Here is a 17416-nt window from a genome sequence, read left to right as displayed (position 1 = left end):
GCTATTCGAACCTTACGGCAGGCGCTTCGAGCGAACCTTCAAGCGCTTTCGATGCGCTTACGCTTCCGTCCTCTTCGATAAATATGCCGAGCACTTGCGCGTGAAGCCCCGGAATCTCGGCAAGAGGCGTACCGGCCGACGACTGTATCCTGTGCAGCAGCTCCATACCGCTTTCTTTGCCGAGCACGAAAACGCTCGTCGAAAGCGCGTCGGCCGCCATGCTCGATTCGCACACGATCGTCGAAGAAAGCAAACCGCTGGCTGCAGGATATCCCGTCTTTACGTCAAGTATGTGATGATAGCGTACGCCGTTTTCCGTAAAAAAACGCTCGTAGACGCCGCTCGTCACGATCGTCGAATTTGCCACATTCAAAACGATAGCCGGCACGCCTTCGGGATCGTTCGGATCTTTAATGCCGACACGCCACGGAGAGCCGTCCTTTTTTTTGCCGTACACGAAGATGTTGCCGCCCAAATCGACGATGGCGCGGCGTACTTTTCGCGCTTTTAAAATTTTCGTCAATTCGTCTGCAGCATAGCCTTTGACGATGCCGCCCAAATCGAGCGTCATACCGCGCCGTTTGAGCATGACGGTATTGTCGTCCGCTACGGAAACATCGCGCCAGTTTATCAAGGGCAGCACCGCATCGATTTCGCTTTTTTCGGGTACGCGCGCGTGATCGGTATTGATGCCCCAAATCTTTACGAGCGGGCCGACGGTCGGATCGAAGGCGCCGCCGGTGAGTTCCGCAAAGGCGAGAGCAGATCTAACGACGTAAGCCGTATCGGGAGAAACGGAAACGCTTCGTTCACCGGCAGCTTTATTTATCGCGGAGATTTCCGACGAGTCGATAGTGACGCTGAAGGTCTCGTCGATTTCATGCAGCCGTGCAAAGAGCTCGTCGTACAGCGATTTTGTGCCGTCGTCGTACGCGTTCACCGTGCACACCGTTCCCATAAGGGCTTCGGTACGCGGATCCGCAGTACGCTCGCAGGAAGTAAAGCAAATAGAAAAAATAATAATTAATAAGGCGAATATCGATTTTTGAAAATATTGTCTGAACAAAGGCACTCCGAAACAGCGTTTTATTAAAGCGCGACCCCTCTCGATTTTATTAAATTCATTAAAACCGAAAACGTTTTTCATACGTCTTTTGCATCTTCCTTTTCGGTTACCGCGATGTGCAGTTCATCGAGCTGTATCCGCTCCACTTCGCTCGGACTCTCGTCCATCGGAGAAGCGGCCAAATTATTTTTCGGAAAGGCGATCACTTCGTGGATGCTCTCTTCCCCTTCCATGAGCATGATAAGGCGGTCGAGACCCGGTGCGATGCCGCCGTGCGGAGGAGCGCCGAATTGAAATGCGCGCACGAGAAAACCGAACGCTTTTTGCGCGCGCTCTTCGCTGTAGCCGACGATTTTAAAAATGCGTTTTTGCAGTTCGGGATCGTTGATACGCATGGAACCGGATGCAAGCTCGTAGCCGTTGAGCACCAAATCGTAGAGATCGCCTTTGACGGCACCCGGCTCGCGCTCGAGAGTGTCCCAATATTTTTTTTGCGGAAGCGTAAACATGTGGTGTTCCGTTTCCCACTTGCTCTCGTCTTCGTTCCACGCAAAATACGGAAAATCGATAATCCACACAAAGTGAAACCGATCACGGGGATCATAGAGGCCGAGCTCTTTACCGAGCTGCTTGCGCACGGCACCGAGTGCGACGCAGGCGGTCTGCCATCTTTCGTCGCTTACAAACAAAAGCAAATCGTTTTTTTCGGCGCCGAGCTTTTCACAAATCTCTTTTTCTTTGCCCGCGTAGAATTTAGAGATGCCGCCTTCGAACGCACCCGAACCGTCGACTTTCATCCACACGAGCCCCTTCGCTTTATACGTCTTTGCAACCGCTTCGAGCGCTTCGATCATTTTCCGGCTGTACTTGTCGGCGACGTTTTTGACGACGAGCGCTTTTATCGCCGAGCGTTTGTGCCGTTCGATATCGCGCCCTGAGTTTGCAGCTCCCGCTTTGAACGCGTTGAAGTCCGAGAGTTCTGCCATAAAAGCCGCGTCCCGCATTTTCAAATCGAAGCGGAGATCGGGTTTATCCGAACCGTACAAATCGAACGCGTCCTCCCACGAAAGCCGGTCGAAGCGCAGAGGCAAATCGAAGTTCATCGTCTTTTTAAAAACATAGCCCATCATGCCTTCGGTTACGCCGAGCACTTCTTCGCGGTCGGTAAAGCTCATCTCCATATCGATCTGCGTAAACTCAGGCTGCCGGTCGCCGCGTGCATCTTCGTCGCGGTAACATCGGGCGATCTGGAAATATTTATCGAAACCCGAAACCATCAAAAGCTGTTTGTACAGCTGCGGGCTTTGCGGCAGCGAATAAAATTTCCCCGCATGCACGCGCGAGGGCACGAGATAATCGCGGGCACCTTCCGGCGTCGATTTAATAAAAGTCGGCGTTTCGATTTCAAGAAAGCCCTGCTGTGTAAGATATTCGCGGACGGCAAAGGTCACTTGAGAGCGCAATATGATATGATGCTGCATCGGAGCGCGGCGCAAATCGAGATAGCGGTATTTTAAACGCAAATCTTCATTCGGCAATACGATACTTCCGTCTTTTTGGCGCACTTCGTCGATCGCAAAGGGCAGCGGATCGGAAGCCGTAAAGATTTCGATATCGCAGGCCGCGACTTCGATTTCACCCGTCGGCATATCGGCGTTGACGTCTTTATCGCCCCGCGCGGAAACGGTGCCGTGTACTGCAATGCAGTATTCGCTTTTGAGCGAAGCCGCAGTTTTTTTGACGCTTTCCGCTGCGCCGGGTCCGACGAGCACTTGCGTTATGCCGTAGCGGTCGCGCAGACTGATAAAAAAGATGCCGCCCAAATCGCGAGTGCGATGTACCCAGCCGTTTAAGACGACGGTTTTACCGACATCGCTTTTTCGGAGCTCTCCGCAGGTAACGCTTCGTTTTAAATTTTCCATAATGTCGCATTGTAATACATTGCGCTTGAAGTGGGAAGAGAATCGGCGGAGGCGTCACGCGAAAGAGTGTCCGCCGCATGATTATACCGCAGACAGCCTTGAAAAGTAGATAGAAAGAGTAAACTGACAGTAAAAGCAAGGGTAACTGCGGTAAAAATTCGGGGCTGAGAATGTACACGGATGTATAGTTTCAGCCGGTTTATCCCTTCCCCTATGTGATTACACTTGAAAAACATCATTCCCTTATAAAAACATACCGAGATTTTTCTACGGAACTGAAATTGCTCAAGCCGGAGCAGGCGATGTACGCAGAGCTGTCCAACGACGTCTCGTTCCTTATTCCATCCGTTTTACACACCAAACTCGGCTAATTAATAATTTTAATGTACCGGCACGCTTTATTTTTCCGTACGTCCGCTTTCCGTATCGGTTTTCGGCAGCGCGTCGGAAACGGGCGGCTGAATGTCGTCTACGACTTCGACTTCATCGACGACGATCGGACGATCGTGCCATTCGAATAATATATACCCCGCGCTTACCGCAAGCAGCAAAAGGCCGAGGATGCGCACGAGTATGAGACCGATTTGCTGCGGTACGATAAACAATACGATCGCGCCGACAAACGATATGATCACTTCGAGCATATAGCGCCGGCGCTCTATATTCGTATCGCGGAGTTTTGCGAGCATGTACAGTTCGAGAAAGGCCGATGCGAGGAGGTACGCTGCGAGTACATAGAGCATAATCGTCCACATCGCTTCGGCGAAGCGCAGCGGCAAAACGATCGCGAGGATGCCGATGACGATGCTGATAAGGCTCCGAACGAGGACGGTGAGCTGAAACGATTTGTCATCGACGAGCTGCCGTATTTTAATTAAATTGAATATGCCGTTTACGACGGCTTCGATACCGAGGGCGATAACGGCGACTTTTATACATTGTTCCGGCGCTATGATCATCATGAGCGCAACGACTGCAAGCAGTGCGCCGAGCATAAAATCTGTTTTTCTCATAATATAAATATACTCGATTATGTGTAAATCAACAAGGTTTCGTTTGTCACGGTCGCAGAAATCGCCGATCTTATACTTGACACAAAAAGCGATAATTTGATATGCTAATACTACGTCTTTTGGAGCGATGTCCGAGCGGTCGATGGAGGTAGTCTTGAAAACTATTGAGGAGCAATCCTCCGGGGGTTCGAATCCCTCTCGCTCCGGACAGCAAAATCGCCTGTGATTTTTATCGCATCGGTTTTCAATGGGCATCGCTCGTGCATCGTTTACGGCGCCGTCGGACGAATCGGAAGCGTGGTAGAGCGGTAATACAACGGATTGCTAATCCGTCAGTTCCGTAAGGGCTGGGCAGGTTCGACTCCTGTCGCTTCCGTATTGTTAATTTTTTTTTGAGACTATAGCTCAGCAGGATTAGAGCACCACCCTGCGGAGGTGGGGGTCGCACGTTCGAATCGTGTTAGTCTCGTACGGCTTATAGCCGCGTAAGGAAAGATGCGAGAGTGGTCGATCCGGACGGTCTCGAAAACCGTTGAACCCTTTTGGGTTCCGGGGGTTCGAATCCCCCTCTTTCCGGTCAGCGTGCATCGTAGATACCGTTAAGGGATTCGAACCGGAGCGAGCGCCGAGCAAAAATCGTTTTTATTATTCATCTTATTATTTTATACTGAAAATATTTTAGGAAAGATGTCCGAGTGGTTTAAGGTACACGCTTGGAAGGCGTGCGTGCCCAAAAGGCACCGGGGGTTCGAATCCCCCTCTTTCCGTTATGCCCAGGTGCCATGCAGCCGAACGCCGGCAAACCCCGTCAGAGCAGGAATGCAGCAGCGGTAGTCGGATGTGCGGCGTGCCGTGGATTACCTGGGCTTTTTTGTTGTTTCGAATGCAGGGAGTCAAGTGAAATTTTCGGATAGCTGCGTTCCCATAATCAAAAAACGGTGTTCAACGCCGAAAAAAAAAGGCTGAAAGATGGTGAAAAAGAATATCACACTGATTTTATTGCCGCTCGTATTGAGTGCATTCGTTTCCTGCGCGTCGAACCGAACGGTAAAAAACACAGCGTACGTCACAGAACGTGCACGCATGTTTTGGCAAATCGACGGTATCGACGCAGACGGCAAACCCTCCGTCGTATACATACAGGGGACGATTCACGTCGGAGACAAACGCTTGTATCCGCTTGCGCCTTCCGTCGTCGAAGCGTGGAATTCCACGGACAGGATCGTCGGAGAGATTTCAACGGCCGATTGGGCGAAGTTTCAAAACGAACTGCAAAACCGCATACGCGAAAGCGTCCGCAGCGCTGGCGGGAGGCGTATCTCGGACGCGCTCACGATCGAACAAAAACGTGCGCTCTATTCCGTACTCGGCAAAGCCGAAGCCGAACAAACGGATCTCTTCGAACCGTGGGTAACGAATCTTTCGCTTCAATCCCTCGTCTATACGAACTCCGGTCTTTCCGCAGAGCAGGGACTCGACGGTCAATTTATGCTTTTGTCTTATCGGCAAAACAGGGAGATGGAAGGCCTCGACGATTTGGAAACGCAGTTTGATGTACTGGCATTCGGCACATACGATGAACAGCTGGTCATGCTGCAAGACGTACTCGACGATATTGCCGGAGCGAACGACATCGAGCAATATGTCCGAAAGCTCTACGACGCGTACCTTACAGACGATGCCGCTTCTCTCGATGCGCTTCTAAAAGAATCGTATCGAACCGACGGCGAACCGGCCGCCAAAGCAGCGCTGTACAAAGCGTACTACGAAAAAACTTTTACCGAAAGGAACAGAGCATGGGCAAAAAAAATCGCGGTATGGCTTTCCGAAGGAGGGACGACTTTTATTTTTGCCGGAGCAGGACACTTTATCGGAGAGAATTCGGTATTTTCCTATCTGCGGAAAAACGGAAAACTCTCTCACTGACATCGATTCGCCCGCTCTTATCCCGCATACGCGGCTTTTTCCCACTTCGTTGAGGCAAGCCGCACTAAAAAAATCGTACCGCGAAAACAGAGTTCGATGCCCATCGCGATCCACGCGCCGTACAATCCGAATCTCGGCACGAGTAAAACCGTCAGTACGATGCGCACTCCCCACAGACTTACGAGGTTCATGATGCCGGGAACGAGGGTATCGCCCGCTCCGCGAAGGGCGCCGGAGGCGACAATGGAGGCGGCGAAAAGCGGCTCGGCAAACAGCTCGATGCGCAAAACGCGTACTGCAAGCGCTCGCACGGCTGCGTCCGTCGTAAGGAAGGCAAACACGGCAGGGCAGATCGCATACATGAGTGCACCCGTCGCCGTCATCACGATCATGCCGCTCGCCGTCGTGAGCCGGGCAAAACGTTTCGACAAATCGCTCCGCCGGGCTCCGACGCTCTGCCCGACGAGGGTTACGGCCGCTTCCTTTATACCGAAGCCGGGCATATAACACAGCGATTCGGCCGTTACGGCAAAGGAATTCGCCGCTAGGGAAACGGCACCGAGGGGTGCGATAAAACGCATCGATGCGACGACGGCTCCGCTCCACGCCGTCTGTTCGGCACCGACGGGTACGCCGATCTTCAGAGCGCGCTTAAAATCGCCTTTATCGATTTTCCACGTATCTTTTTCGATAAGCGCAAGTTCGGAAGATTTTCGAAGCGTGTAATACGAAATCAAAACGGCGGTCACAAGGGCTGCGCACACGGAACCGTACGCCGCACCCGCCGCTCCGAGATGCAGTATGACGATAAACAGATAATTGAATGCGACATCGAGAGCGCACATGAGCGCATTCAATACGCCCGGAGTTTTCATATCGCCGGATGCCTGCAGCATACCGCTCATCAAATACACGATTTGAAAAACCGGGAGCGCGAGCTGGAAGACCGAAAAATAAAATGAAGCGTCGCCCCTGATCGCATCTTCGGCTCCGAGCCACGCGGGCAGCATGCCGCTTACCGAAACGCTCAGAGAGGCGACGACGCTCGAAAAAATCGTACACACGACGATCGCTTGGCGCAGCAGGCGCTTTGCTCTCCGTCCGTCACCTGCACCGACCGCCTGTGCTGTCTGCACGGTAAAGCCGGTCGCAATCGAATGCGTCAATCCGCCGAACATCCACAGTGCCGGTGAAACGAGCCCTATCGAAGCCGCCGCTTGTGCGCCCAATCGCCCGACCATCGCCGCGTCGATATACTGCATCAAAATAGAAGAAACTTGAGCGAGCATACCGGGTACGCTGAAACGCCACACATACGACAAAAGCCGAGCGCTCGGAACAGCGTTCCGTTCTTTTAATAATTTTGCAAGGGCGATCTGTCCCCGCGCTTCCTTCAATTTTCTTCCTGTGCGGCGTACCAGTCGATTTTGCGCGTCAGCACCATAAGCAGCGTAACGACGAAGAACAAACCGAGACTGCCGATCAAAAGCGCGTAATCTTCGGCTTGCAGCGTGCCGAACAAAAATATATACGACGTCATCTGTACGAGCGCAAAGCAGGCTCCCCATTTCGGTTTTTTGAAAATCGCGGATGCATAAAACAGCAAAAGAAAACTCACTGCAGCCGAACTGATCCAATAGGTCGTACCGAACGGAATGTGCTCTGAAACCGACAGGAGCAGCAGGTAAAAGATCACATCGGCGAGACCTATCAAACAATACTGTACCGGATGGATTTTTATATGTGTAAAAATTTCAAAGATAAATATCGTGATAAACGGAATTATTAAAAAGAGGAGCGCGTATTTTATACTCCGCTCGGTTTTTTGATAATTGTCGACCGGTGTTACGAAATCGATCTGCACGGTTTCCGCGTCGTCGCTGTCGTATGAATTGTACGCATATTTTTGATTGGACTTGCGCGACGAGGAAGGCGCATCGTCTTTTTCCGAGGCGATCCACTCTTTCGGAAAAGCGGTCGAAAGACCTGCGATATTCCACACTGCGGAAAAGCCCGCGTCGGAAATGCTGCGCTCGGTCGGAAGCCAGCCGCCTGTAAAGCCGGGCGTCGGCCACGTCGATTCGACGGAAAACGTATTATCGCCGGCAAGCGGCATCGCGGCAAAATACTGCCCGCCTTGGATAGCCGTTTCCGCAGTAAAAGCAAAGCCTTTTTTGCAGTATTCGGCAGGTACGTTGTAAAACACCGTATTTGAAAACGGACTTGCCGCATCGGGCGACATAGGCGACATTTCGAGCGGCGTTCCGTCGGCCGTGACGGCGGGCAGTTTTGTTAAATTCTTTTTGTTTGAAATACCGAGCATCAAAACGCATTCGCTCCACACGATATCGCGCTCGTCTATTTTGTTATACGAATAGTCGGCTGCGGAAAATGCGCCGTCGGAATAGACCGTACCCGAAAACACCGGCGCTTTAAAAATGCCGCGTGTCAAGTATTCGGGTTTTGCGGAAAAGCGCATGTTCCACATTTCCGGTACGCATACGATGTGGCTCGTTTTCCGCTCCGTCCTCTTCGTTCCGTTTTCCCATACGTCGACTGTCTTTTTAAACGGTACGGCGAGTGCGAAGCCTTCGATGACCGGAGCGCCTCCCTTCGGTTCGAGTATGGAACGCACGGCGTCCCTTTGATACGATTTTCTATCGTCGACGAGAGAATCGAGCATGTGCAGCGGAATTAAAAACAGCAGTACGAGTATGAGGATGATAAACGGTTTGACGCCGATTTTTCCGACCGAATTTAATAATTTGTTTTTGTCCATAAAAAAAACTCCGTAAAAGATATTTAAACATAGGAAAGCCTCAAAAAATTGAAGTTTTTCGAGACTCACTTTTATTTTTTTTGATATGCCGTGCGTATCGCTTCGGCAAACAATTTATTTTGATCGTGACGCTCCGGTACCGAAAACTGAGGTTTGCCGTCCTCTTCCGAAATGCGGTATATCTGCGTCGGGGGTACTGAATATGCGGGACTGTCGGGATTGTTGAGCCACCAGTCGAGCACGGCGACGATGCACAGCGTGTATTTTAATAAATTTGCATTTGTCGCATTTGTCGTCGCCGTCGTGTTTTGTGCACCGAGCAAAACGTCGAGCCGCTTTGAAATTTCATTCGGAATATCGAAGCGATAATGCTCCCATGGATTGCGTATCGAATCGACGGTTCCGTGCACGTGCGCTACGGCGTCGCATGCGTTTGCGGCGCGGGTAAGGTATTTCCGCACAAAGTCGACGCGCTTATACAATGGCGGATATTTGCTGTCGTTTGCGGGACGCTCGAGTACGAGCGGCTTGAATTTCAACTCGGGTAAAAAGTGATACTGTGCCTGCCATAAAAGCGCCGTAATCGATTTTTTGCCGAACGACGAAGATTCGAAATCGCTTTGAGAATATATTTGATTGGTGAAGTAGATGAGCGGTTCGGCATATAATTTATTAAAAACGTCTTCCCTGTATGCCGACCACGTATCGAGTACCGCATCGATCGAATCCGATTGAGCGCTGCCCGTTTCCTCTTTAACAAAAGAGATGTTACGGCATCCCTGAAAAAAATCTTCAATGATGCGAAGCAATACGATCGTCAGCTGTATCGGATTCGACGGCGATAAAATATTAAAGCCGTCATCGAATTTATAGAGCGGCTGAAAATACGGAAACAGATCGGGGTGCATATCGAGTTTTTGAAAACCGGCTTCGGGAAACAGCCGGTCGAGCAAGTTTAACCCCGTGTTGACGGTTTCATCGCGCTTGCCGCGCACTTCGTGTACGATGTTTTCTTTTCGTTCGGGTGCTTTGGCTTCTTTCGGTTTATCGGGAAGCAGTAAGTCGAATTTGTGAAGACCGATAAACTGCAGGATGTCCGCAACTTTTGCCGAAAAAAATACCGGATACGCTTCATAGGTATCGGAACACATGCGCATGAGCAGCGGATATAATTTCCTGATGATTTCCGTATCGATGTAGAGCCACTTGGTGATCGCTTCTTTTGCGAGCGATTGGAGCTTTTCTTTGTCGGTATCGGGATAGACGATTTCGTCGGCGTAGATCTCCTTAATAATTTTCGGGATCTTTGAACTGCCGTAATAATAAACCGTCATGAGCGGGCGATATACTACGCGGATAAAAGGTATGAGATCGCATACGAGCAGCGGCTGCGGCAGCGCGAACAGATCGTCGTATGAGAATTTGATGTCTTGCATCGTCCATCCGGCAACCGTTCGCAGGAATTTGAATTTGATATCGGCACCGCCGGCGATCTTCGCTTTGTACGTATTCGGCGCCATCTGTATGAGCATCTTAATGACGGTGATAAAAGCTTCCATCTGATCGATGTAGAGCTTCAGGGTTACGTCGTAGAACGCCGGCAAAATTTTTTCCGTTCCGTCTTTTTGAAAGCGCCGGATAAAATTAAAGATACCGTAATTCGCTTTGATTTGGTATTCGTCCGACATCATAAGCTTGTCGATTTCCGCGCAGAGTTTCGGATGAAGCATCTGCAGATCGTTTTTTCTCCTGTGCTTTACGGCCGTATGCTGCGAAGTTCGCGCATCGGATGGTTTTGCACGGTTTCCCGAAGATGTACCCGAAACGCTGCGGGACGGAATAGGCGCGGGACGGCGAGCGTGCGTTATTCCTTTCGAAGACGGATCGGTAAGAATCGAGCGTTCATTTAACACTTCGCCTCCGAGTTTTTTCGCCATCGTCGCCGCTTCTTGCGGATCGATATCACCTATAGCCTTTCTCGTTTTATCGAGCGTACCGGGCGCCCAATCAGCGGTTTTATTGAGAGATTCGTTGGCCATTCCCACACCTCCGTTGGAAAAAATCGCGACCTACCCGAATGAAGATCGATCGCTGCCCGCTTTGAAAATCTTCAGATACGCAGTCTGCTTTTTTTCACGATACCGGGAAAATTTTTCAGCGTAAGTTTTTCTCCGGTACCGGTGAGCAGTACGCCGTCGAAAGTACCGAAAATTGCGCTGTAATCGGTACGCATGACGAGGATGCTCAAAACGCGTTTGCTGATCGACACGGGCGTAAACGTTAAATCGACCATAGATTCGGTATCCTGCACGATCCACGTTTTGCCGCTGCCGAACGGATGCGTGATCGTCACGGCGGGCATCGGCGTCAACTTTCCGTCGAATACGACGACGTTTTCGTTGCAGTCGTCGGCTTCTTCGGAATCCATATTCGTCATCGTAAAGCGGAACAGCAATTTTCGTCCCTCATAGTCGCCCAGACCGCACATCATTTTGCTTTTTGAATGGTAACGGTAATACGTGCGGTTCATCACCATAAACGCGAGCCCCGACGTATTCCGCATCGGAACGGCGGGCGTCTTTTTTCCCGCGAGGAGATTGAGCGAACCTTCCGTACACATCGCGGTGAGCCAAGAAGCCGAACAGCGCCTCGTTGTCGGAGCGGGTGCAACGACGACAAGCTCGGAGTGCAGCGGATCGCTGAAGTGAGACACGAACATACCCGTCGCCGCAGGACGAGAGGCATCGCCTTTTACGCTGAACACGAGCGATATGCGGTCGCGCTTGCGGTTCCACGAAATGCGGATATAGCGCGATTTTTTGTGATTGACGCAGGCGGCTTTATCGAGCCGTATCGGAACAAAGCGGAAGCGCGGGAGCATAAACGTATGATAGACGAATTTTTTACCGGTGGATCGGTACCAAAATATTACTTCCGCGAGTCCGAACAGCTTATCGTCGAAAAATTCGACCATGCCGATATAATCGCCGATCGAAAACATATAAGCGAGCCGGCTTTTGATTCGGAAATTCGTTAAAAACGCAGGGATCGGAATACCGCCGAACGGAGCTTTAATCCCCTTGATGTCGAGCTTTTGCGGCGGATTTGAAAACGTACCGAACTGCGCGGTACCGTCTGCGACAATCGATTCGGGCGATTCGCTTACTGTCCTGGAATACAATCTCTACCTCTGAAACGGTAAACTTTTATACTCGGGGCTGTCCAAAAACTTCAGTTTTTAAAAACACCCATTCTATTATATATCAAAAATGCCGGTCCTGCAATTCCGCGCATTGGGTTTGCTTTTTACGTGAGTCGATACGTGAGGTGCGCATTTTTGAGCTGTACGCTTCGATTGCGCATTTTACTTGTTTCAGCTATGATACGCCTATGGTGCATTCCGTTTTCGGCGATCTGCTTGCGGCGGTTTTGCTTGCGTGCTCGAGCGCGCGGATTTTTTTTCTCAAATACGAACGCGTCGACACCGCAGCCGTTCTCGTGCCGGTATCTCTTGCCGTCGTCGTTTTGCAGATTTTTTCATGGAATATCGATTGCATTTCCGCCGCTCTCTTCGTTCTTGCCGTGATCGCGCTTTTTACCAATGCCCGCGCGCTTTTCCGCTTTGCGTCGAAGCTCTACGTCGATCATTATTCTTTCGTCTTTATCGTTTTGTCGGTATGCATTTTCATCGCTTCTCTGGCGCTTGCAGGCGTTATCGTACGGTATATACCCGTCGCACTCGACCCCGCAGACTTCGGCGTCGCGGAAACGAAAACAAGGCTTGCCGGATCCTTTGCATCGGGCTTTACCGAAGCGGAATACTTTGAAAAGACTTCCGCAATGCTCTATATATACGAACCTGCAGGCGAAAAAAAATCGTCTCCCGTCGTTATCGTCGGAAGCGATAAGCGTGCCGATGCCGCTTCGTACCGGCCGTACATGATGCTGCTCGCCGCGCAGGGCTATACGGTGCTCGCCTGCGATTTTTATGCTGCCGACGGGCGCTGGTTCAATTCGTTTGCCGATTTGCGCATCTTCCGCAAATATTCGATGATCGCATCCTATCTCCTGCAAGCGGAACGCTTTTCCCGCCAAAAGGATTTTTACACGTTCGGCATGATCCGCGAATTCGGCGCAATGCGGGATATAGCGAGACGAAAATTCGGAAGCGGAGTCGAATTATTTATCGCATGCGACGGTATGGCCGACGGGGCAGCCGTCGATTTTATCAGGCAGACGAACGGAAACGTAACGGGGGCGCTTGCGCTCGACAGCGTTCCCGAATACCGTACGCCCGGTTTCGGCTGTATCGAACAGACCGATCCGCTGCTTGCTTCTTTTTTCGGTGTCGAACGCGATACGGCGTTGCGCGTTCCGCGCTCCCTTGTGTCGGAGACGGTTCGACGCATTCGATAAGAGACTGCGGAAGCTGCTGTAAAAGCCGACCGATTTTCGGCAGCTCCGTTTTAATAATCGGGAGGCGAAACTATGACGCTCGCAAAACTCGACAAATATTTTAATTCGTTTTTACACCCGGAAAATTTTCCGCACGACGTATCGCGCAACGGCATCCAAATTCAAAACAGCGATCCGGAACACAAACCCGTCGATAAAATCGCATTTGCCGTCGATGCCTGCGAAGCGACCGCGCTCGAAGCGGTCGCTCTCGGCGCGCAGGTGCTTTTCGTTCACCACGGATTGTTTTGGGGCGACTGTACGGTTTTGACCGGCGTGCACTACAAACGCGTCGCCGCTTTTATTAAAAACGATGTCGCGTTGTGTGCGTATCACATTCCGCTCGACGCGCACGAAAAGGTCGGAAACAACGCGGGACTCGCCGAACGCATCGGCCTGAAAAAAACGGAACCCTTCGGCGAGTGGCGGAATATGACGATCGGTGTAAAGGGCGTGCTTCGAAAACCGCTTACCGTCGACGAACTTGCTTCCCTCGTCATGCGTCCCGAAAAAAAAGCGGCCGTTTTTCCGTTCGGCGTGCAAGACATACGCACGGTCGGAATCGTTTCGGGAGGAGCGGGCGAAGACGTACAACAGGCGGCTGCCGCGAAGCTGGACGCATATATTACGGGAGCTTTCGAGCATGAAGATTATCACTATGCAAAAGAAGCGGGGATCAACGTTATCGCCGGAGGGCATTACGAAACCGAAACCGTCGGAGTCAACCTCGTGCGCGCAAAGCTTGAAAAAGACCTGCACATAGAGACGGTTTTTATCGATATGCCGACGGAATTGTAAACGGCGGGACGCGCCGCTTCACTTTGAACACTCAAACAATGCGGGACTGTCTGCTACGGATGGCAGCAAACAATTGCGAACTTAAAGCCGTCTGTATGCGATGTGTGCACACGCAGACAACACCCGTTGTTATCTTCCGGCTATGTATTCATGCCAAAAGCCTTGTCGCTAAAAAAACGGATTACAGATTTTCCACCTCTTCTCTGGATAGACCGGTAGCTTGCGCTATGTTTTCAACCGACAAGCCTAAATCAAATAAATTCTTTGCCGTTTCGAGTTTTGTTTGGTACGAACCGTCGGCAAAGCCTTGTTGTATACCTTGCCGCAAACCTTGCTGTACGCCCTCTTCCCTCGCGTCCATCTCAAACCCCGACATAAAGCGGTATTCTTTGCGTGCTTGTTCGTTATTCTTCACAGCCTGTATCATCGTTTCTATCCTCCCGGTATACTCCGTATTCGCCGTTCCGGTTTTGACGTACTCCAAAAAACCTTTCAGTTCTTTGTCTTCAGCTTTTCTAAATGCTTGTGCATTTATTATAACCTTTTTTGTCCCGTCGCGTAAGGGTGTGTGCCGGTCTTCAAGGCACATATTTTCAAATGTATAAATCGGTTTATTCTTTCCGATTGCATCGAACACGCACACAAAGATAATGTAGCTGTCGTTTAATGCTTTGTAGTGTTCGCCCTTGTCTAAGAATGCGATGTCAATCGCCGCTTGGTAGTATCGTCGTCAAAAGTGCACCTCCGTGTACACTTTTGACTTACGAGTTTCGCCTGACGTCGAAACGTCGCATCTATTCAGCTTGAGCGGCATCCATGCCGCTTGTTTAGTCCCGGCAAGGACGCCGGAAAAGTTGTGTGTGTGCGAGTTTTTCGCTAGAAAAACTCGTGTTTTCCGATAGACACGGACGTCTATCGGAAAACGCCATCTCGATGTCGTAAGATTTCCCCGCCTCGTCTTTTACGAGCAGGTCGAGCCGCACCGATTTTGCTTCGATGCCGGCTGCAACACTGTTTTGCAGCGACAGGTAGATGATTTTCCCGATTTGCCCTGCCAAAATCATTTCAAGAAATTGCTTGCAAATGCCTTCGTCCTGCATGACTTTGCAAAACATAAAATCGTCAGCAATCGTTAAATCGTCAAAACTTTTTCTCATACATACCTCCGTACCTAATTATAGGCGCAGACGGTATAAAAACAGGAACAAAAGGGAAAAGTTTTTGCAATTATTTTTCCACCATAGTTGGCGTATAAAACCGGCAACGAACGAGGTGTCGAACACGAGGCGTTTTGGCATTGAGCTCATCCCTCGCACAAAAAAACTGCTGAAAAATGTACATCCAGAGTACATTTTTCAGCTGCGAGTTTTCTGTCGAAAACTCGACGGACTTTTCCCCGTATGGGCGTCCTGCCCACTTTCACTCCCTTAAAAAAAGCCGAAGTTTCTTTTAGGGGGAGAAAACACCCCGTTTAGGGCAGGTTTTTTTCTTCCCCTATACCCCCTCTTTTGACCTTGAAGCTGCGCCGGTTGTACCCGCACTGCCAAAGGGGTACCCCCTTTGGAATCCGGCCTTATCTGCAATACTGCCACGGATGGCAGCAAAAGCCGTAGGTCTTGCGAGTTTTCCGCAAGGCAAACTCGCGTTGAAACCTGTACGCTTCGTACAGGTTTCATACGACGCCGGGAACGCTGCACGTAATCGACGTTTTTGCAAAGCCGTTAGGATTTGCAAAAACTCGAGGTTTATCCCCGACACGGAAGCCGGGAATAAACCGAATTATAAATTATCTAATCGATTCCACTTCTTCTTGAGTTAGGCCGGTCGCTTGCATTATCTTTTTTACGGAATCCCCAAGCTGTTTTAAAATCCGTGCCGTTTCAAGAGCTTTTTGGTATGAACCGTCAGCAAAGGCTATTTGTCTTTCTTCAGCTCTCTGTACTGCAATGTCCGTATCATAATCATATTCGGCTACTAGCATGTTTATTACCTCTCTTTTGCAAATATGCGGGTATCTGCTGCGTCGCACGGCAAAAAAGTGTCCTTGATGTATACCCGATACGCCTGCGGTACTTTTTTGCCTAACTCCTTGCATCTACTCCGCCTATTTGCAAAAGTGCTGATTCTTATAGAGCTTTTATCTCTTCAACGGAAAGCCCTGTTCCTTCGGCTATTTTGGCAATATCAAAGCCAAGCCGTTTAAAAGCCTTTGCTGTTTCAAGTGCTTTTTGGTATGACCCGTCGGCGAAGCCTTGTTGTATTCCTTGCTGTATGCCAATCCTTAAACTTTCTTCTCTTTGTACTGCAATGTCCGTATCATAATCATATTCGGCTACTAGCATGTTTATTACCTCCCGTGATTTTCTCTGTAAATATTCTTTTAAGATGCCTTTTTCTATACATATCTTTACCGCATTGGTAAAGCCGTTTTCTGAGTCTAGTTGGGTTTGCTTTCTTACCTCTTCTACAAAGAGGCTGTATTCTTCAAGCGGTTTGCAGGCCGTTAAAACTTTATTTGCTTTGTCCGTGTTGATGTTTAAAACCTGCACCGTCAGTTCCAGCGGGGCGTGTTCAGGCTTTGTTATAAATGCATCGGACAGTTTTAAGGCTGTAGTTTCAGGATAGTCTTCCTTGCCGTTGTAAAAGACGTAGAATTCAGGCGTGGGGATTTTTGACAGCTTTCTTAAATACCTGTCTGTCGGTGCTTGCAGTTTTTCGTAGAGCCGAGATATGTATTCCAAAAAACGCAAAGGCATATTTTCGTTTATAGTTGATTGATGTTCAGCCAACACGATGATTTTACCATCGACAAGGCAGGAAACGTCATTGATTATGTTCATGTACATAACATTATCGAGTTTTATATTTTCGACCGGACAAGACATTGGTAGATTTGTACCGTGCAAAGCATTATAAAGCGACAAAAAATTCTCTTTTGCTTTTTCGTCTTCACTGAAAAGGTCGACAAAAACGGAGTCTTTATATTTTCTGTTTGAAGTACTCATAACTGCCCTCTCACTTGTCATATTATATCACAGATTAAAGGACTTTAAAAGGGCGCGATGTAAATTTAAAAGTAGAAAGCGCTTCCACGCACACAAAAAAACTGCTGAAAAATATACATCCAGAGTACATTTTTCAGCTTAAAGTTTTAGTCTTCGTCTAAAACTTTCAAGTTTGTACCACCGCCATCCTGAGGCGGAGTACAAAACAATTACCAATTACCCATTAGCGCATTACCAATTCCTTACGGCGTTATTGCCGTAATCGTGCCGAAGTCCTTCCATATCGGGGCACCTTCGTACGCGCTGACCGAGGCGGCGGGCACTTTTAATGTTACGCCGGCTAAGACTACGCCGCTAAAAGCTCCGCCTCCCAGTGCGGGAGGAGTTGCTGCCATACAGGTAACGCTTTGCAATGCCGTACAGTTTTTACAGAAATCACCGCGCAAATGCTC

12 protein-coding genes, 5 tRNA genes, 1 other RNA gene and 2 pseudogenes are annotated in these 17416 nt (G+C 49.8%); 9 read left to right on the top strand and 11 right to left on the bottom strand.

Going from position 1 to position 17416, the window contains the following annotated elements:
- Position 1 precedes the first annotated feature (1 nt).
- The 3 genes from HMPREF0860_RS01790 to HMPREF0860_RS13490 all read right to left on the bottom strand — a co-directional run bounded on the left by HMPREF0860_RS01790 (position 2) and on the right by HMPREF0860_RS13490 (position 4001).
- Complete coding sequence (locus HMPREF0860_RS01790; protein ID WP_021330347.1) at positions 2 to 1147, bottom strand: FAD:protein FMN transferase; 1146 nt, start codon at positions 1145 to 1147, stop codon at positions 2 to 4.
- Positions 1144 to 2988: an aspartate--tRNA ligase gene (gene aspS, locus HMPREF0860_RS01785; protein WP_021330317.1), complete on the bottom strand. Its 1845-nt coding sequence runs from the start codon at positions 2986 to 2988 to the stop codon at positions 1144 to 1146. The genes HMPREF0860_RS01790 and aspS overlap by 4 nt, the downstream gene beginning before the upstream one ends.
- Before the next feature lie 398 nt (positions 2989 to 3386).
- The gene (locus HMPREF0860_RS13490) at positions 3387 to 4001 is read right to left on the bottom strand and encodes a DUF308 domain-containing protein (protein ID WP_021495444.1); all 615 of its coding nucleotides are present in this window, start codon (positions 3999 to 4001) and stop codon (positions 3387 to 3389) included.
- A gap of 121 nt (positions 4002 to 4122) precedes the next feature.
- On the opposite strand from HMPREF0860_RS13490, the gene HMPREF0860_RS01775 reads away from it, so the two are divergent.
- The 7 genes from HMPREF0860_RS01775 to HMPREF0860_RS01755 all read left to right on the top strand — a co-directional run bounded on the left by HMPREF0860_RS01775 (position 4123) and on the right by HMPREF0860_RS01755 (position 5927).
- Positions 4123 to 4207: transfer RNA gene (locus tag HMPREF0860_RS01775), tRNA-Ser, on the top strand.
- Positions 4208 to 4292: 85 nt separating this feature from the next.
- Positions 4293 to 4377 (top strand) — tRNA-Ser (locus HMPREF0860_RS01770).
- Positions 4378 to 4395: 18 nt separating this feature from the next.
- Positions 4396 to 4470, top strand: a tRNA-Arg gene (locus HMPREF0860_RS01765).
- 20 nt (positions 4471 to 4490) lie between these two features.
- Positions 4491 to 4577 (top strand) — tRNA-Ser (locus HMPREF0860_RS13730).
- Between the two features lie 105 nt (positions 4578 to 4682).
- A tRNA-Ser gene (locus tag HMPREF0860_RS01760) sits at positions 4683 to 4768 on the top strand.
- A 4-nt stretch (positions 4769 to 4772) separates the two neighbouring features.
- Positions 4773 to 4871: signal recognition particle sRNA small type (gene ffs / locus HMPREF0860_RS13125), an RNA gene on the top strand.
- A 99-nt stretch (positions 4872 to 4970) separates the two neighbouring features.
- Positions 4971 to 5927 carry a TraB/GumN family protein gene (locus tag HMPREF0860_RS01755; RefSeq protein ID WP_038081016.1) on the top strand — a complete coding sequence of 319 codons (957 nt, stop codon included), beginning with the start codon at positions 4971 to 4973 and terminating at the stop codon, positions 5925 to 5927.
- 17 nt (positions 5928 to 5944) lie between these two features.
- Here HMPREF0860_RS01755 and HMPREF0860_RS01750 read toward each other — a convergent pair whose 3' ends face one another.
- The 4 genes from HMPREF0860_RS01750 to HMPREF0860_RS13130 all read right to left on the bottom strand — a co-directional run bounded on the left by HMPREF0860_RS01750 (position 5945) and on the right by HMPREF0860_RS13130 (position 11887).
- A complete protein-coding gene (locus tag HMPREF0860_RS01750; RefSeq protein ID WP_021330281.1) occupies positions 5945 to 7324 on the bottom strand; it encodes an MATE family efflux transporter in 1380 nt (459 codons plus the stop codon).
- Positions 7321 to 8706: a cell envelope integrity protein CreD gene (creD, locus tag HMPREF0860_RS01745; RefSeq protein WP_021330307.1), complete on the bottom strand. Its 1386-nt coding sequence runs from the start codon at positions 8704 to 8706 to the stop codon at positions 7321 to 7323. The genes HMPREF0860_RS01750 and creD overlap by 4 nt, the downstream gene beginning before the upstream one ends.
- Before the next feature lie 71 nt (positions 8707 to 8777).
- Positions 8778 to 10745, bottom strand: a complete 1968-nt coding sequence (locus tag HMPREF0860_RS01740) for a hypothetical protein (protein WP_021495438.1) — start codon at positions 10743 to 10745, stop codon at positions 8778 to 8780.
- A 71-nt stretch (positions 10746 to 10816) separates the two neighbouring features.
- Positions 10817 to 11887: a DUF2804 family protein gene (locus tag HMPREF0860_RS13130; RefSeq protein ID WP_021330325.1), complete on the bottom strand. Its 1071-nt coding sequence runs from the start codon at positions 11885 to 11887 to the stop codon at positions 10817 to 10819.
- Positions 11888 to 12096: 209 nt separating this feature from the next.
- Here HMPREF0860_RS13130 and HMPREF0860_RS01730 point away from each other — a divergent pair, with 209 nt between their 5' ends.
- Positions 12097 to 13122: an alpha/beta hydrolase family protein gene (locus tag HMPREF0860_RS01730; protein ID WP_156002085.1), complete on the top strand. Its 1026-nt coding sequence runs from the start codon at positions 12097 to 12099 to the stop codon at positions 13120 to 13122.
- 72 nt (positions 13123 to 13194) lie between these two features.
- The gene (locus tag HMPREF0860_RS01725) at positions 13195 to 13959 is read left to right on the top strand and encodes a Nif3-like dinuclear metal center hexameric protein (protein ID WP_021330272.1); all 765 of its coding nucleotides are present in this window, start codon (positions 13195 to 13197) and stop codon (positions 13957 to 13959) included.
- A 181-nt stretch (positions 13960 to 14140) separates the two neighbouring features.
- Here HMPREF0860_RS01725 and HMPREF0860_RS14285 read toward each other — a convergent pair.
- The 4 genes and pseudogenes from HMPREF0860_RS14285 to HMPREF0860_RS01700 all read right to left on the bottom strand — a co-directional run.
- Positions 14141 to 15116 (bottom strand): annotated as a pseudogene (locus HMPREF0860_RS14285) (Rpn family recombination-promoting nuclease/putative transposase).
- A 629-nt stretch (positions 15117 to 15745) separates the two neighbouring features.
- Positions 15746 to 15940, bottom strand: coding sequence for a hypothetical protein (locus HMPREF0860_RS01710; protein ID WP_021330345.1), 195 nt, complete (start codon positions 15938 to 15940; stop codon positions 15746 to 15748).
- A gap of 145 nt (positions 15941 to 16085) precedes the next feature.
- Complete coding sequence (locus tag HMPREF0860_RS01705) at positions 16086 to 16964, bottom strand: Rpn family recombination-promoting nuclease/putative transposase (protein ID WP_021330278.1); 879 nt, start codon at positions 16962 to 16964, stop codon at positions 16086 to 16088.
- A gap of 242 nt (positions 16965 to 17206) precedes the next feature.
- Positions 17207 to 17416, bottom strand: a pseudogene (locus HMPREF0860_RS01700) (hypothetical protein); the annotation flags it as partial.

Source organism: Treponema socranskii subsp. socranskii VPI DR56BR1116 = ATCC 35536 (assembly GCF_000468115.1).
Classification (GTDB): Bacteria; Spirochaetota; Spirochaetia; order Treponematales; family Treponemataceae; genus Treponema_D; species Treponema_D socranskii.
Note: the sequence above shows the minus strand (reverse complement) of the source record. Positions and strands in the feature narration are given on the sequence as shown.

Coding starts and splice junctions, on each gene's coding strand:
- HMPREF0860_RS01755 (WP_038081016.1), top strand. CDS start 4,971: ATGGTGAAAAAGAATATCACACTGATTTTATTGCCGCTCGTATTGAGT.
- HMPREF0860_RS01705 (WP_021330278.1), bottom strand. CDS start 16,964: ATGAGTACTTCAAACAGAAAATATAAAGACTCCGTTTTTGTCGACCTT.
- aspS (WP_021330317.1), bottom strand. CDS start 2,988: ATGGAAAATTTAAAACGAAGCGTTACCTGCGGAGAGCTCCGAAAAAGC.
- HMPREF0860_RS01790 (WP_021330347.1), bottom strand. CDS start 1,147: ATGAAAAACGTTTTCGGTTTTAATGAATTTAATAAAATCGAGAGGGGT.
- HMPREF0860_RS01725 (WP_021330272.1), top strand. CDS start 13,195: ATGACGCTCGCAAAACTCGACAAATATTTTAATTCGTTTTTACACCCG.
- HMPREF0860_RS01740 (WP_021495438.1), bottom strand. CDS start 10,745: ATGGCCAACGAATCTCTCAATAAAACCGCTGATTGGGCGCCCGGTACG.
- creD (WP_021330307.1), bottom strand. CDS start 8,706: ATGGACAAAAACAAATTATTAAATTCGGTCGGAAAAATCGGCGTCAAA.
- HMPREF0860_RS01710 (WP_021330345.1), bottom strand. CDS start 15,940: ATGCTAGTAGCCGAATATGATTATGATACGGACATTGCAGTACAGAGA.
- HMPREF0860_RS13490 (WP_021495444.1), bottom strand. CDS start 4,001: ATGAGAAAAACAGATTTTATGCTCGGCGCACTGCTTGCAGTCGTTGCG.
- HMPREF0860_RS01730 (WP_156002085.1), top strand. CDS start 12,097: ATGGTGCATTCCGTTTTCGGCGATCTGCTTGCGGCGGTTTTGCTTGCG.